15 protein-coding genes are annotated in these 13432 nt (G+C 61.6%); 5 read left to right on the top strand and 10 right to left on the bottom strand.

What is annotated here, in order from left to right; translation table 11 throughout:
- A partial coding sequence (locus tag HY29_RS02570; RefSeq protein WP_034791641.1) for a saccharopine dehydrogenase C-terminal domain-containing protein occupies positions 1-236 on the top strand: 236 nt, incomplete at its 5' end.
- 175 nt (positions 237-411) lie between these two features.
- Here the strand turns inward: HY29_RS02570 and HY29_RS02575 are convergent.
- Complete coding sequence (locus tag HY29_RS02575; RefSeq protein ID WP_034791643.1) at positions 412-621, bottom strand: hypothetical protein; 210 nt, start codon at positions 619-621, stop codon at positions 412-414.
- Here HY29_RS02575 and HY29_RS02580 point away from each other — a divergent pair.
- The 3 genes from HY29_RS02580 (at position 620) to HY29_RS02590 (ending at position 2613) form a co-directional block, all read left to right on the top strand.
- The gene (locus tag HY29_RS02580; protein WP_206741913.1) at positions 620-1033 is read left to right on the top strand and encodes an acyl-CoA thioesterase; all 414 of its coding nucleotides are present in this window, start codon (positions 620-622) and stop codon (positions 1031-1033) included. The genes HY29_RS02575 and HY29_RS02580 overlap by 2 nt on opposite strands.
- A gap of 20 nt (positions 1034-1053) precedes the next feature.
- Positions 1054-2199 (top strand): carboxynorspermidine decarboxylase, encoded by a 1146-nt coding sequence (gene nspC, locus HY29_RS02585; protein WP_034791645.1) that lies wholly within the window; start codon positions 1054-1056, stop codon positions 2197-2199.
- Between the two features lie 81 nt (positions 2200-2280).
- Positions 2281-2613 carry an excalibur calcium-binding domain-containing protein gene (locus HY29_RS02590; protein ID WP_155838183.1) on the top strand — a complete coding sequence of 111 codons (333 nt, stop codon included), beginning with the start codon at positions 2281-2283 and terminating at the stop codon, positions 2611-2613.
- 36 nt (positions 2614-2649) lie between these two features.
- Here HY29_RS02590 and HY29_RS02595 read toward each other — a convergent pair whose 3' ends face one another.
- Together HY29_RS02595 and HY29_RS02600 are read right to left on the bottom strand one after the other, a co-directional pair.
- Entirely contained in the window at positions 2650-3474 is an 825-nt protein-coding gene (locus HY29_RS02595) for a carbon-nitrogen hydrolase family protein (protein WP_034791647.1), read from the bottom strand.
- A gap of 113 nt (positions 3475-3587) precedes the next feature.
- Positions 3588-4094, bottom strand: a complete 507-nt coding sequence (locus HY29_RS02600) for a helix-turn-helix transcriptional regulator (protein WP_155838184.1) — start codon at positions 4092-4094, stop codon at positions 3588-3590.
- Positions 4095-4210: 116 nt separating this feature from the next.
- Between HY29_RS02600 and HY29_RS02605 the strand changes: the two genes are divergently transcribed.
- Positions 4211-4861: a cytochrome b/b6 domain-containing protein gene (locus HY29_RS02605; RefSeq protein ID WP_081811193.1), complete on the top strand. Its 651-nt coding sequence runs from the start codon at positions 4211-4213 to the stop codon at positions 4859-4861.
- A 31-nt stretch (positions 4862-4892) separates the two neighbouring features.
- Here the strand turns inward: HY29_RS02605 and HY29_RS02610 are convergent, their stop codons facing one another.
- The 7 genes from HY29_RS02610 to HY29_RS02645 all read right to left on the bottom strand — a co-directional run bounded on the left by HY29_RS02610 (position 4893) and on the right by HY29_RS02645 (position 13228).
- Positions 4893-6134, bottom strand: a complete 1242-nt coding sequence (locus tag HY29_RS02610) for a S41 family peptidase (protein ID WP_034791654.1) — start codon at positions 6132-6134, stop codon at positions 4893-4895.
- Entirely contained in the window at positions 6122-7309 is a 1188-nt protein-coding gene (locus HY29_RS02615) for an aspartate aminotransferase family protein (RefSeq protein ID WP_034791655.1), read from the bottom strand. Before HY29_RS02615 ends, HY29_RS02610 begins: the two co-directional genes overlap by 13 nt.
- A 433-nt stretch (positions 7310-7742) precedes the next feature.
- The gene (gene hisG / locus HY29_RS02620; protein WP_034791657.1) at positions 7743-8453 is read right to left on the bottom strand and encodes an ATP phosphoribosyltransferase; all 711 of its coding nucleotides are present in this window, start codon (positions 8451-8453) and stop codon (positions 7743-7745) included.
- The gene (locus HY29_RS02625; RefSeq protein WP_034791659.1) at positions 8450-9580 is read right to left on the bottom strand and encodes an ATP phosphoribosyltransferase regulatory subunit; all 1131 of its coding nucleotides are present in this window, start codon (positions 9578-9580) and stop codon (positions 8450-8452) included. Before HY29_RS02625 ends, hisG begins: the two co-directional genes overlap by 4 nt.
- Positions 9577-11061 (bottom strand): histidine--tRNA ligase, encoded by a 1485-nt coding sequence (hisS, locus tag HY29_RS02630; protein ID WP_034791679.1) that lies wholly within the window; start codon positions 11059-11061, stop codon positions 9577-9579. Before hisS ends, HY29_RS02625 begins: the two co-directional genes overlap by 4 nt.
- A 264-nt stretch (positions 11062-11325) precedes the next feature.
- Positions 11326-11802 (bottom strand): PaaI family thioesterase, encoded by a 477-nt coding sequence (locus HY29_RS02640; RefSeq protein ID WP_034791684.1) that lies wholly within the window; start codon positions 11800-11802, stop codon positions 11326-11328.
- A gap of 49 nt (positions 11803-11851) precedes the next feature.
- Positions 11852-13228, bottom strand: a complete 1377-nt coding sequence (locus tag HY29_RS02645; protein WP_034791686.1) for an ABC1 kinase family protein — start codon at positions 13226-13228, stop codon at positions 11852-11854.
- Between the last annotated feature and the right edge of the window lie 204 nt (positions 13229-13432).

Genomic DNA, 13432 nt, shown 5'->3' on the forward strand with positions numbered 1-13432 from the left:
ATGCCCAGACCAACAAGGAAGTCTCTGCGCAGGCCGTTTCCTATACGACGGGCGTACCACCGGTCTCCGGTGCGGCGATGTTCTTCCGCGGTGAATGGTCCGGACACGGCGTGTTCAATGTCGAACAATTCCCGGCCAAGCCCTTCCTGGAAGATATCGCAAAGCGCGGCCTGCCCTGGCACATCATCGATGTGGATGGCGGCGACCAGGAAGACCTGTTTGCGGTGGAGACGTAGTGGACCCAACACTCAGCCCCAGCGAGAGAAAGAAGGCGGTTCGCAATGCGGGAATTGCGCTGTTTGCAATAATTCTCCCGTGGATTCTTCTTGGGCTCACCTTCATGGTACTGTTCGTTCTTTCCTCGGCGCATCACATATTCGGGCTTTGACAGACGCATGACCAATCCGATACTCACCCCTCTGCTGCGTCCTCGACGTTGCACGTCCCCGGAGAAATCTGGAGACGGCTCAGCGCGTGCGGGAGGAAGCCGATTGCAAAATCCTGCTGGCCACCAAGGATGGAGAGCCGGTGGCGAAGATGCTGTACAATGTCTGCGACCATGCCCAGACCAACAAGGAAGTCTCTGCGCAAGCCCCGTGCTGTTGGAAACAGGATCATCATGACAGAAACAAATACGCCGCCCGGAATGGAACTGACCCTGCGGACGCTGGCCATGCCGGCCGATGCGAATGCGGCCGGAGACATTTTCGGTGGCTGGGTGATGTCGCAGATGGACCTTGCCGCCGCCGTGCGCGCCAATGAACGCTGCAATGGCCGCACCGTAACGGTCGCAGCCAACGAGATCATCTTCAAGCAACCGGTCCATATCGGCGACACGCTGTGCGTATACACCGAAGTTGAAAAAGTGGGCCGCAGCTCTATCATCATTCGTATAGAAACATGGGCGCGGCGTGCCTTGTCATCCCAGCGGGACAAAGTGACCGAAGCCCGCTTCACCATGGTGGCCGTTGACGATAATGGCCGCCCACGTCCGGTGGACGCCCCGCCGCCTGATCGGCCTATCAAGGCCTGACACTTAAAGGACTGATCCTTATGACCCCGCCGCCCCTGCCTGACCATATCCCCACGCCCTGCTTTGTGCTGGATGTGTCCCGCCTGCGGAAGAATCTGGAGACGGCTCAGCGTGTGCGGGAGGAAGCCGATTGCAAGATCCTGCTGGCGACCAAGGCCTTCTCGCTGCCAGCGACGTTTCCGATGATGACGGACTATCTGGACGGCACCACGGCCAGCGGCGAGCATGAAGCAATCATGGGCGCGGAAAGCTTTGGCAAGGAAGTGCACGTCTATTCGCCCGCCTATACCGAAGACGAAGTGCGTCGTCTGACGGATGTCGCGCAGCACATCTATTTCAACTCCAATGAACAGCTGAAGCGCTTTGGCGATATTGCCCGCGATGCGGGTGCGAAAGTGGGCCTGCGCGTCAATCCCGGCTATTCCAATGCCACGCTTGGCGGAGACCTTTATAATCCCTGCGCGCCGGGCAGCCGGTTTGGCGAAGTGGCCTCAAAACTGGATGAGGTCGACTGGTCCGGCGTCGACATTTTCCACGTGCATGCCCTGTGCGAGAGCCTGCATGAAGGCTCTGTCGGCCTGATCCAGCATGTGGCGGAGACGTTCGGCCAATATATCGAGCAGGTGAATGCCGTGAATTTTGGCGGCGGGCACTTCCTGAACAAGGAAGGTTATGATGTCAGCCAGCTGATCAATGCGACCAAGGCCTTCAAGACGCGCTTTGGTGTGGAAGTTATTCTGGAGCCCGGCGCGGGCCTGGTCGTGAATACGGGCGAACTCTATGCCAGCGTTCTGGCTCTGCACTGGAACGAGATGGATTTGGCCATTCTGGACGCGTCCGCCTCCACCCACATGCCCGATGTTCTGGAAGTGCCCTACCGTCCGGACATCATCGACGCAGGCCAGCCGGGGCAGAAGGCGCATACGTATCGCCTTGGCGGCAAAACCTGCATGACCGGTGATGTGATCGGCGACTATTCCTTTGAAGCCCCGCTGAAGCCCGGCGACACACTGATCTTTACCGACCAGATGCACTATTCCTTTGTGAAGACAAACACGTTCAACGGCACGCCACTGGCCAATCTCGCCGTGCGCTGGGAAGACGGCATTGTCGAAACGCTGTCAGACTTTGGCTATGAAGAATTCCGCCATCGCCTGGGGCGCTAATCAGAACAGGGAAATTCAAGAGCCATTCTTAACGGCTCTTTGCGCGGGCCAGGCTATTCTCCGCCTTCGGAGGAAAGACCGATGCGCAGATCACACACGGCAATCCTGTTGGCGCTATTGCTGAATGCGGGACCAGCCCTGGCCCATGGCGGCGGCTTGAATGCGCAAGGCTGTCACACGAACCGCAAGACCGGCGATTATCATTGTCACCGCAAGTCGCCATCTGCCTCCCCCACGCCGCAACGCACACGTCCGGCAGATCGCGTGCAGCCTTTGGCCTCTCCCGCCTCACCTGGCCGCGCCTTCCGAAACTGCACAGAAGCGCGCGCGGCAGGCGCCGCCCCGGTCCGACGGGGCGAACCGGGCTATGGCCCTCACCTTGATCGCGACAATGACGGCATAGGCTGCGAGTAATTCTATCCGCACTCAATCCGGGTCAGCACAGAAGACCTAAATCAAAATATCCCGATCATTGCCGAGCGATGGGATGCGGGCGCGGGCCTTGGCGATGGCGCCCAGATCGAGGTCTGCCAGCAGGATACCCGGCGTGTCATCGGCTTTCTCGGCCAGCACCTCTCCCCAGGGTGAGACGATCAGTGAGTGGCCGAAGGTTTCGCGGCCATCTTCATGTTTGCCGCCTTGAGCGGGCGCGATCACAAAGCTGCCGGTTTCTATGGCGCGCGCCTGGATGAGGACATGCCAGTGCGCCTGCCCCGTCACACGCGTGAACGCAGCGGGGATGGTGAGGATACCGGCGCCCGCCTGAGCGAGCTTTCGATAAAGATGCGGGAAGCGGACATCGTAGCAGATGGTGAGGCCCAGCGTGGCAAAGTCTGTCTCGGCCAGAACAGCGCGCTCTCCCGGCCGATAGGCGCGGCTCTCGCGATAGCTCTGCCCGTCGCCGACTTCGACGTCGAACATGTGGATCTTGTCATACCGTGCACGGATGCTGCCATCCGGCGCGATCAGGATGGAGCGATTGGCGAAGCGGTCCTCTCCCTCCACCGTGACGGCGAGCGAGCCGATCAGCAGCCAGACGTCCAGCTCCTCTGCCAGCGCGCGCAGCGCGGCCAGCGTCGGGTCATCTGCCTCTGCCATCAGTTTCGGGCGCGCCATGCCGGGGCGGATATCCAGCAAGTTCGTCATTTCCGGCGTCGCGATGAACCTGGCCCCCTGCCCGGCTGCCTCACGGATCAGCTGGCTGGCATGGGCAATGTTCGGCGCGAGTTCCACACCGGAACGCATCTGAATACAGGCGGCACGTAATTGGGTCATGGCGGGCACCCTATCGAATCTGCCGCAACGCGAAAGCCCCGCTCAACTTGACGCCGCCCTGTCTGCACGCGGGATGGGCAATAGAGTGAGACACGATCCAAACTGTCTGATTATCAGGCGCCTGTTCCGGGCAGCAGGTCTTCCAGGAAATAGGCGGACAGGGCATTGCGTCCGGCCAGCTGGCTTTTGCGGTAAACGGCGCGGGCCTGTTCGCGCACCGTGCGTTCGCTGGTCTCTCTCAGATCGGCGATTTCCTGCAGAGAGAGCCCCTTCAGCAGCAAAAGGCCGACATCTGATTCCGCATCGCTCAGCCCCCAGGCAGAAAACTGCCGCGCAATGGCAAGGCCCAACCCCTGAACCAGCGCACGGTTCTCTTCCTGCCAGCGGCCGACATCCTGACGCGCATCGGCCAGCGCCCGGCGCAACCGGCCGAGACGCCACAGCATCGCGCCGAGGCCAAAGGAGGCCGCGACCAGCACGATCATCTCGGCCGCAAGATGCACTGCACCAACCCCCTCCCCGCGATCAGTGAGAAGGTCCACGCCAATGAACAGCGCGATCGCGCCAAACAGCGCGGCTATGCCGAGAAGGCCCCTGCGGCCGGATACGTCATCTGACATAAAGCCATCTTGCCCAAAGCTGTAGGAATGGGAATGCGTCATGTGGCGGGTAGCCTGGCCCAAGCGGGCTGCGCACCTTCATCCATATGCCAATCCTGCAATATGGAGCCCACCCTATGAGCCAAACATCTTCGCGCCAAACCGTCTGGGACCCGCTTGTGCGAATCGGCCACTGGACCCTCGTCATTGCCTTTTTTACCGCCTATTTCGCGGGCGATGACCTGTTCAGCATTCACAAATGGGCCGGCTATGTGGTTGCAGCGTATGTGCTGGTCCGCGCTGTCTGGGGCCTTGTCGGCACGCGACATGCGCGGTTTACGGATTTTGTACGCGGGCCGGGCGCCGTGTTCGGCTATCTGCGCGGCCTGGTAAGCGGAAAGGTGCCTGACTATGCCGGACACAATCCGGCAGGCGGCGCCATGGTGGTCGCCCTTCTGTTCAGCCTGCTCGTTACCACGTCCAGCGGTCTCGCACTCTATGCGGTTGAGGACAATGCGGGCCCACTTGCAGGCATCGTGACAGAACAAACCTTCGCCCCCCTCGCATCAGCCTTTAGCGAGGAAGAGGAGCATGGGGGGCGCGAAGAGTCCGGCAGCGAGGACCTGCTCGAAGGCGTGCACAAGACCTTCATCTACATCACGCTAGCTCTTGTGGGCCTGCACTTGGCCGGTGTGGTTGCCTCCAGCCTTGCCCACAGGGAAAATCTCGCCCGCGCCATGGTGACCGGCCGCAAGACCATACGTGACGCGGATCATGGCGACGCCTGACCCGGGCGGCGCCAATGGCTCCGGGCTCAAACTACATGCTGAACTCGCCCAGCCAGGCCAGCGCGGCCTGAAGGGCAAGGTCTGGTCCGTCGCCATTGTCTGCCGTCACCTGATGCGGCGGCGTCCATTCATGGCGCGGTGTGCCATAGACATGGGCGAGACTGTAGGCAGGCAGACGAATGGGAAAGCCCGTATGGCTAAGTGTGTATTCTTCCACGCCGCCTGCAAGGCGGGCCATGTCACTTCCGAAGACGTCGCCCCGGCGGGCCCCGTCAAAGCCGATGGCCAGCCCCTCACCCATACTGCCCGTCCAACGGCCGACCAGAACGACAACCGTGCCTTCAGCCTTCCAGCCACCATGCGGCGAGGCCTGCTTCACCCAGGCGGGTTCATCCATAGGCAGGACACGTTGATAGCCCGTCGTCTCACCCAGGAAGTGGCCGAGGATCGGTTCGGCGACGTCGGTATTGCCGCCGCCGGGCGTGTCGCGCAAATCGAGAATCCAGGCCCGCGCGCCTTTCAGCTGGTCCATCGCGGCGTCAAAGGCCGCGACGGTCGCGTCCTCTCCTAGGGAATTGTTGAGGCGGATATAGCCGATCCGGCCTGGCAGCATGTCTGCTGTTACAAGTTCCTGCGGCTCGGCCACACTATAATTCTCAAGCGAGAGCGTGTCCGGCCCACCCATGCGAGCAACCGTGACAGACCGCGGTTCGTTCCGGTAACCGGCAGCGGCCGCGTTCAGCGCCCAGGCTTTCTGGGCCGCGTCATAGGCAACGCCTTTCGGCTGAAGCCGCGTTTCCATGGCCTCGTCCAGCGGGCGGCCATTGATGGCGATCACTCGGTCGCCAACTTTCAGCCCAGCTTGCGCGGCTGCGCTGCCTTGGCGGACGGCCACGACCTGATTACCTGTCAGCCAATAGTCTGCCCCCGAAGGAACAAGGCGCGGCGATATTCCGGAATTCGTTCCAAAGCTCGCATGCGGATCATGGAGCGCGTCTAGCAATGTCTCCAGAACCTGCAACTGCTCTGCCTGGTTCATGACGGGCCCGACCTTTTCCGGAAGGTCTGCGCAGGCCGCCTCCCAGATGTTGCGGCGGGATTCATAGAAAGCGTAGTCGGTGCGTACGAGGGCGCACAACTCCTCCGCATCGGCGAGCGTGTCGGGACGCATATCCGGCTGAGTAAGTGTGGCCGTGTGTGACAGGGGCGCCGTCTGGGCGCACCCTGCCAGGAAGAGACCGGCCAGCAGCAGGCCGGGGCTTAGACGTCCCATTCGCTGAGCGCCGCATCGATGATGCCCGTCGCTTCGCGGACATTCTCGTCATTGATGACCAGCGGCGGCGCCAAGCGCAGCACATTGTTACCCGCCACACCGACCAGAAGGTTCTTGTCGCGGCAGATGCCCTGCAGGCTTTTCGGTTCGCCCTTCATCTTCAGGCCGGTCAAAAGACCCTTGCCGGTGACGCCTTCCACCTTGTCAGGATGGCTATCGGCAATGCTTTTCAGGCCCTGGGCCAGCGTGCCGGACACGCGGCGCACTTCAGCCAGGAAATCCTCATCGGAGATGATGTCCCAGACCACATTGCCCACCGCCATAGCCAGCGGGTTGCCGCCATAGGTAGAGCCGTGGCTGCCGGGCTGCATATGCTCACCGCAGGCTTCAGTCGTCAGGCAGGCGCCAAACGGGAAACCGCCGCCGATACCTTTGGCGGAGCACAGAATATCCGGCGCGGCCCCTTCGACCCATTCATGGGCGAACAGTTTGCCGGTCCGGCCCATGCCGCACTGCACTTCATCATAGATCAGCAGCACGCCATGCTCGTCGCACAGCTCACGGAAGCGTTTCAGGTCTTCCTCAGGTAGGGCGCGCACGCCGCCTTCGCCTTGCACCGGCTCAATCAGGACAGCGGCAGCGGTTGGGCGGGCGATGGCGTCTTCAAGAGCGGCCATGTCTCCCCATTCGAGGTGCACGAAGCCAGGCAGGGCCGGGCCGAAGCCTTCAAGGTATTTCGGATTGCCGCCAGCATTGATCGCGCCCAGCGAGCGGCCGTGGAAGGCGCCCGTAAAGGTGATGATGTCGATCCGCTCTTCATGGCCATTGGCCCACTGATATTTGCGGGCAGACTTGATGGCGCATTCGATCGCTTCAGTGCCGGAGTTCGTGAAGAAGACGCGGTCAGCAAACGTGTCGCGGCAGATCTTGTCGGCCAGCTCTTCGGCTCCGCGCACGCGGAACATGTTGGATGTGTGCCACAGCTTGTCAGCCTGATCACGCAGGGCTTTGACCATGGCCGGGTGGGCATGGCCAAGGGCGTTTACGGCGATGCCGGCGATGAAGTCCAGATATCGCGTGCCATCCTCAGTGAAGAGGCAGACGCCCTCCCCTTTTTCAAAGACTTCTTCCGGTGGCCGGTAGACTGGCATGATGTGCTGGCGCGGATCGCTCATGATGGCTCCCTAGGGTCTGCAAGAATTACATTTAATCAGACGCATGGCCGGGCCCTGACTCGGAGTCAACACATCGGCCTGCTCCGGCAGGGCATTTTACTGACCCGGGCGAGACATCAGGATATCTCATCGCCCTCATTAAAAAACATTAATCGAAAATCGATAATAATGATTGACGTTTATCGATAATCGTTTATTGATATTCGTGAAGCCAAGGCGGACCGGGGTGATGTTCAAAACGCCCCCTACCTCACCTGAGCCGTTGTCCCGGACTGCCTTGGCCTACCCAATTTCCCTGAGTGCAACAAAAAAGGCGCGAAAGCCTCATTAGAGCTTTCGCGCCTTCCACCGTTTGCAGCGTTTCCTCCCAGAAACTTGCTGTGTCATATGGCCGCGCGTTTAGAGATATGTCAAGATTATGAATTCAAGTTTTTCAATAAATCTCGTCAAGAATCTTTGCTGCACTGCGCAATAAAGACAATGAGTTGCGCGCTTCGCCGGTCCAGTCAGCGCGCGTGGACACTGCAAGAACGGCCTCGCTTTTCAGAATAACCCCGTCCGACAACACTTTCAGGCCGTTGGCCCTAAGGGTTGCCCCTGTTGACGTGATATCGACGATTACATCCGCAGAGCCTGTGGCGGGCGCAGCTTCGGTCGCCCCGGCGCTTTCGACAAGACGATATTCCCCGACTGATTTGGCCGCGAAGAAGCGGCGCGTGAGTCGCATGTATTTCGTTGCGACTCGCAGGCGGCGGTGATGCGCCTTGCGGAAAGCAGCGCCAGCGGCCTCCAGATCCGACATCGTGTCGACATCCAGCCAGGCCTGCGGAACAGCAACAATGACGTCCGCGCCGCCAAAGCCGAGGCGTTCGGCAATCCGGAACTCGGCATCGCCCGTGGGAGACAGATCCTGCAGCAGGTCTTCGCCCGTCACGCCGGCATGGATCGTGCCGTCAATCAGGCCCTGCGCGATCTCTCGGGCCGAGAGGAGACGCATGTCGACCTGCCCCAGCCCGTCAATCTCGGCCTGATAGCCGCGCTCCCCACCGATCTGGCGAATGGGAAAGCCCTGCTCGCGGAACCAGTCTTCCGTCTTTTCCTTCAGCCGCCCCTTGGACGGAATGGCGAGTGACAGGATGCTCATGCCGTCTCTCCCTTTGCACGCAGGATACGATCCGGGCGGACCATGCCGCCTATGCCCGACGCAGAAGCGCGCGAGCGGGACAGGCCTTCGATCAAGCCATCATACCGCCCACCAGACGCAAGAGGCTGGCGAGAGGTGAGGTTCTGCCCGAAGGTCTCAAAAACGAAGCCGTCATAATAGGTGAAGCGACGCCCGAAGCCGGAGCGGAACCGGGCCTCGTCTGCAATGGAGGGCATGGCGGCCAGGATCGCCTCCATGCGCCGCGCAATCCGCTCGATGACGGAAGACACGGAACTGAGGCCATGCTTGTCAGCAATCTGCTGCAGCACATCTGCAGCTTGCGCCGCCGGGCAATTTACTTCCGCTAGGTCTGACAGGGCTGCCCGCGCCGCGTCCGGCACACCGCCCGCATCATGCACAGCCGCCTTGCCGCGCAGACCGGCAATGATCTCTGCCTCGCTGCGCGTGCCGATCATGGGAATGCCCCGTGCTTCAAGCACTTTGCGGAACTCGGTCTCTGCGGCCTTGGCGCCATTGGCGTCCAGCGTGGCCTGCAGGTCTGCGTCAACGGCCTGCGGCGCTGCCACGAGCAACTCGCCCACGCCGCCCTCCTGCCGAAAGGCGCGTTTCAGCAGATCCGTCGTGATACGGGCCAGGCCCAGAGCATCGACAAAAGCCGGGAATACGGAAAGGTCGCCCATCTCGGTCGCCGTGGGGGTGACGTCACAGGCGGCCACGGCTTCGCGCACCAGCGTGAAGGCCTCGGCATCTGCCTCCGGTGTTCTGTCGCGGCCGAACCATTCGAAACCGACCTGAGTGAACTCCATCGGATCATTATCCGTGGCCGGAAGGCGGAAAGCGCGCGCGGCATAGGTATAGGCTTTTGCGCCATCGCCGCCAGCGGCGCGGCGCTCTGCCTCCTGCCCCGCCACAGGCAGGGTCAGGTCTGGCCGCATGACCATTTCCGTACCGCGATGATCGGAGAACACGCACAGGCGGGCGCGCACAGCCTCACCTGACAGCTCAAGCGGAATATCCGACGGAAGAACATAGGCCGGATCAATGCGCTCTGCGCCCGTTGCCTCAAAGACACCGCGCGCTGCGGTTACCAGCGCATCCTGTGTCATGCCTGGGCCTCGACAATCTTGCGCACAGCTTCGACCATTTCGCCGCGTGGCACCTCGATCTGGCCGGGGCGGGCCTCGCGGTATTCCTCATTGGACTTGATGGCCTTTGCCTTCAGCGCGCCCATTTCAAGATCCTTGATCGTGACCGTACCCTTGGCGATCTCGTCCTCGCCGACCATGACAACGGCTGGGGAGCCGCGGCGGTCGGCATATTTCATCTGCTTACCCATATTGTTCGCGCCGCCCATATAGGCCTCCGCGCGCAGACCTGCAGCACGCAGTTCCGCAGCCGTGGAAAGCGCAACGGACGGGTTGTCCCGGTCCAGGCTGAGCACGACGACCGGACCATCCAGCTTCGGTGTCTCGTCCATGATCGCCAGCGCCGCAGCAAGCCGCGAAATGCCGATGGAGAAGCCGGTGGCCGGAACGCTCTGGCCCGTAAAGCGGGCGACGAGATCATCATAGCGCCCGCCGCCGCCAATAGAACCGATGCGATAGGTCTTGCCATCATCGCCGGTCACTTCGCGTAGCAGCTCTGCCTCATAGACCGGGCCGGTATAATATTCGAGGCCGCGCACAACCGACGGATCGATCACGACATCGCCCTCTGGAGCGCCGAGCGCTTCGAGGGCCTTGGCGATGGCTTCCAGCTCAACCAGCCCGGCCTTGCCTTCTTCTGTATCGCCGGTGGCCTTGGTGAGGTTGGCGAGGGTCTCGGCACGGGTATCAGCGCCCGCCTGCGCGAAGGCCAGCACACGCTTGACCTCTTCCGCACCGAGGCCTGCACCTTTCGTATAGTCACCGCTCTCATCCATGCGGCCTTCGCCGAGCAAGTCTGCGACGCCTTCAATGCCGAGGCGGTCCAGCTTGTCCAGCGCGCGCAGGATGGCGAGGCGGGTGTCGGGATTGGAGGCCCCTACCCCGTCCAGCACACCATTGAGCAGGCGGCGGGTGTTCACGCGGATCACGAACTCGCCCGTCTCCATGCCGACTGCGCGCAGCGCTTCGGCGCCCATCGCGATCATCTCGGCATCGGCGTGATAGCCCGGCGCGCCAATCGTATCGGCATCGCACTGCCAGAATTCGCGGAACCGTCCGGGGCCCGGCTTCTCATTGCGCCAGACCGGACCGGCCGCATAGCGGCGGAACGGACGGCCGAGCGACTGACCCGCCTCTGCCACGAAACGGGCGAGCGGCGCGGTCAGATCATAGCGCAGCGCCATCCATTGCTCATCATCATCCTGGATCGAGAAGACACCGGCATTCGGGCGGTCGGCATCGGGCAGGAATTTGCCCAGCGCGTCGGCATATTCGAATGCGCCGGTCTCCAGCGCCTCGAAGCCCCATTTGCGGTAAACGCCGGTGATCGTCTCAACCAGTTTCGCCTGAGACTGGATCAGAGCCTCGCGCTTGTCGGGGAAGCCCCGCGGCTTGCGGGCAAGTTGCTTACCGGTGAGGGGCTTTGGTTCCTTGTCACTCATGTCTCTTCAGGTCCTGGTTGCCGACGCGCCCCGCATAGACGGAGACGGCCGTATTGGGAAGACAACACACCGAAGAAGCCCGAAGCCGGAGCAGCTCGCCTCATCTTTTCTGGTTCTGGAGAATGAACACTGTGAAGAAGGCGCAGCCGGACCGGTTCGCGCCTCGTCGGCGCGTCACGCGTGATGATGATGGTGGTGCAGCATCGTGTTCATTGCGGTGGCGGATACTGAGCACGGCCGGGAAAGTCAACCGGCACGGCCGGGTCAGGCGCCCTTGTCAGGCCGGATGAAAGGCTTTTCCTGGCCTTCCCGGCGCTCGATCACCTTGAAGATGCCTGTGCCGCGCATCAGCAACTTTTCCCCGGTATAGATGCGGCCCTCGACCGTGAAGACATCCTCCTGACGACCGACAATGGTGCCGTGTCCCTCAACAAAGCTGCCAAGCGGCGCGCCGGATAGAAAGTCACACATCAGGCGGACCGTGACCCACCAGGTGTCCTCATCATTCTCGACGGCCGCGCCCCAGGCCATGTCCGCGAACGTCATCAGCATGCCGCCATGGGCGTTCATCATGCCATTTGTGTGGTGTTCTTCCACGCGGAAGGCACGCCGCAGCAGGCCGTTCTCGTCACGCTTTTCAAACAGGGGGCCAATCTGGCGGCCAAAACCGCGATGCCATGGCAAGGTTGAATAGCCGGCAGGCAGATCATCCGTCTGGTTTTTGGTAAGATCGTCACTCATGCAAAGCGGATTAGCGCCGAGGCGATGCAAAGACCAGAGGCTGGCCCTTTTATTTATGCGCAGACTGGAGCCCGACCGCCTCCGTTGCCTCGGCCTGACGGGCAGCAACTTTGTCGATATCAAAGCCTTCAAGGCTTTCATTGAACAGCTTGTAGAAGTTCAGCTCTGCCCCCAGCCGCAGATAGGCTGCGCCGAGGCCGATTGCGGCGCGGTCCATGAAGACGAATTCGCGCGGCACCTTGACCGGGCCCTTCTCCTTCAACAGGCGGCGAACCTCAAACGCTTCCCGGCGACCATACTCGCCTGCCGTCACGCCATCGGCGACCGAGCGCACGCGGTCATCCAGCAGCGGGCCATAGATGAAGCGCGCCCAGATATTGAGAACTTCGACCAACTCCTTGGACAGGCCCTCAAAGCCCCATTTCTCATAGGCGGCAAATGTCGCGTCGAAATCATCGTTTGAGAGCGCACGGTAGAGATCCACCACGCCGCTGACGAATTCCGGCGGGAAGACACGGATACAGCCAAAGTCCAGCAGGTTCAGGCCGGTCCCCTCCCCTGTCACCTGATAATTGCCGAGATGCGGGTCGCCATGGATCACGGCGTGGGAGTTGAATGGCCCCCACCAGGTCCAGAACAGCATTTCGGCGATGCGGTTGCGGGTTTCCTGGGGCGCATCCTCAAACGCGGTGAGGCGCTGGCCGTCCATCCAGGTCATGGTGAGGAGGCGATCTGTAGAGAGGTCCAGCACGGGGTCTGGCACGGTGACAAAATCATGCTGCCTCAGCATAAGCTCATAAAGAGCCATATGTTTGGCTTCCCGCGCATAATCGAGTTCTTCGCGCAGGCGGTCTGTAATCTCGTCGACCATGGCGGTCGGGTCGATAGAGCCATCCATGCGCTTGAACAGGCCGAGCACGGTTTTCAGCTGGCCGACATCGGATTCCACAGCGCTGGCCATGTCGGGATATTGCAGCTTGCACGCCACACGGCGGCCATCATGCATCGTCGCCATATGCACCTGGCCGAGCGAGGCGGCATGGGCAGCCTCCTTTTCAAAGTCGGCAAAGCTCTCCTGCCAACCGGCCCCCAGCTCTGCCCGCATGCGGCGTTTGACGAAGGGCCAGCCCATGGCCGGGGCCTCTGCCTGCAGCTGGCTCAGCTCGGCGGCATATTCCGGAGGCAGGAAATCCGGGATGGTGGAGACCATCTGGGCGACCTTCATCAAGGGCCCCTTGGACTTGCCCAGCGCGGCGGCAAGCGCCCGCGCGATCCTTTCATCCCCCTTGTCCCCGCCGAACAGCGATTGCGCTGCGAACGTCAGGCCTGCGCCGGAGAGATTGGCCCCGACTTTCGCTGTGCGGGCGATACGGCCCGTCAGGCGATTGCGTTCGGGATCCTGAGGGCTGGAAGCATCATCTGTCATGCACGGGATATAGGCAGTCCGAACGCAAAGAGCCAATACGTGAAAGTATGGACTTGCCAGTCAGGTGACTCGAACCAGATGACAGGTATGTCATCTTTGCGGTATATGGCCCGCCTTCGCGTCAGAGAGGCGCCTCAAATGCTAATGCCCACTACAGTTTCCCCCGGATTGGGCACCGGGCGTAGATTGAACCGGACTATACAG

This window comes from Hyphomonas beringensis, assembly GCF_000682755.1.
In the GTDB taxonomy this organism is placed as follows: domain Bacteria; phylum Pseudomonadota; class Alphaproteobacteria; order Caulobacterales; family Hyphomonadaceae; genus Hyphomonas; species Hyphomonas beringensis.

Coding starts and splice junctions, on each gene's coding strand:
- HY29_RS02580 (WP_206741913.1), top strand. CDS start 620: ATGACAGAAACAAATACGCCGCCCGGAATGGAACTGACCCTGCGGACG.
- HY29_RS02575 (WP_034791643.1), bottom strand. CDS start 621: ATGATGATCCTGTTTCCAACAGCACGGGGCTTGCGCAGAGACTTCCTT.
- nspC (WP_034791645.1), top strand. CDS start 1,054: ATGACCCCGCCGCCCCTGCCTGACCATATCCCCACGCCCTGCTTTGTG.
- HY29_RS02590 (WP_155838183.1), top strand. CDS start 2,281: ATGCGCAGATCACACACGGCAATCCTGTTGGCGCTATTGCTGAATGCG.
- HY29_RS02595 (WP_034791647.1), bottom strand. CDS start 3,474: ATGACCCAATTACGTGCCGCCTGTATTCAGATGCGTTCCGGTGTGGAA.
- HY29_RS02600 (WP_155838184.1), bottom strand. CDS start 4,094: ATGTCAGATGACGTATCCGGCCGCAGGGGCCTTCTCGGCATAGCCGCG.
- HY29_RS02605 (WP_081811193.1), top strand. CDS start 4,211: ATGAGCCAAACATCTTCGCGCCAAACCGTCTGGGACCCGCTTGTGCGA.
- HY29_RS02610 (WP_034791654.1), bottom strand. CDS start 6,134: ATGGGACGTCTAAGCCCCGGCCTGCTGCTGGCCGGTCTCTTCCTGGCA.
- HY29_RS02615 (WP_034791655.1), bottom strand. CDS start 7,309: ATGAGCGATCCGCGCCAGCACATCATGCCAGTCTACCGGCCACCGGAA.
- hisG (WP_034791657.1), bottom strand. CDS start 8,453: ATGAGCATCCTGTCACTCGCCATTCCGTCCAAGGGGCGGCTGAAGGAA.
- HY29_RS02625 (WP_034791659.1), bottom strand. CDS start 9,580: ATGACACAGGATGCGCTGGTAACCGCAGCGCGCGGTGTCTTTGAGGCA.
- hisS (WP_034791679.1), bottom strand. CDS start 11,061: ATGAGTGACAAGGAACCAAAGCCCCTCACCGGTAAGCAACTTGCCCGC.
- HY29_RS02640 (WP_034791684.1), bottom strand. CDS start 11,802: ATGAGTGACGATCTTACCAAAAACCAGACGGATGATCTGCCTGCCGGC.
- HY29_RS02645 (WP_034791686.1), bottom strand. CDS start 13,228: ATGACAGATGATGCTTCCAGCCCTCAGGATCCCGAACGCAATCGCCTG.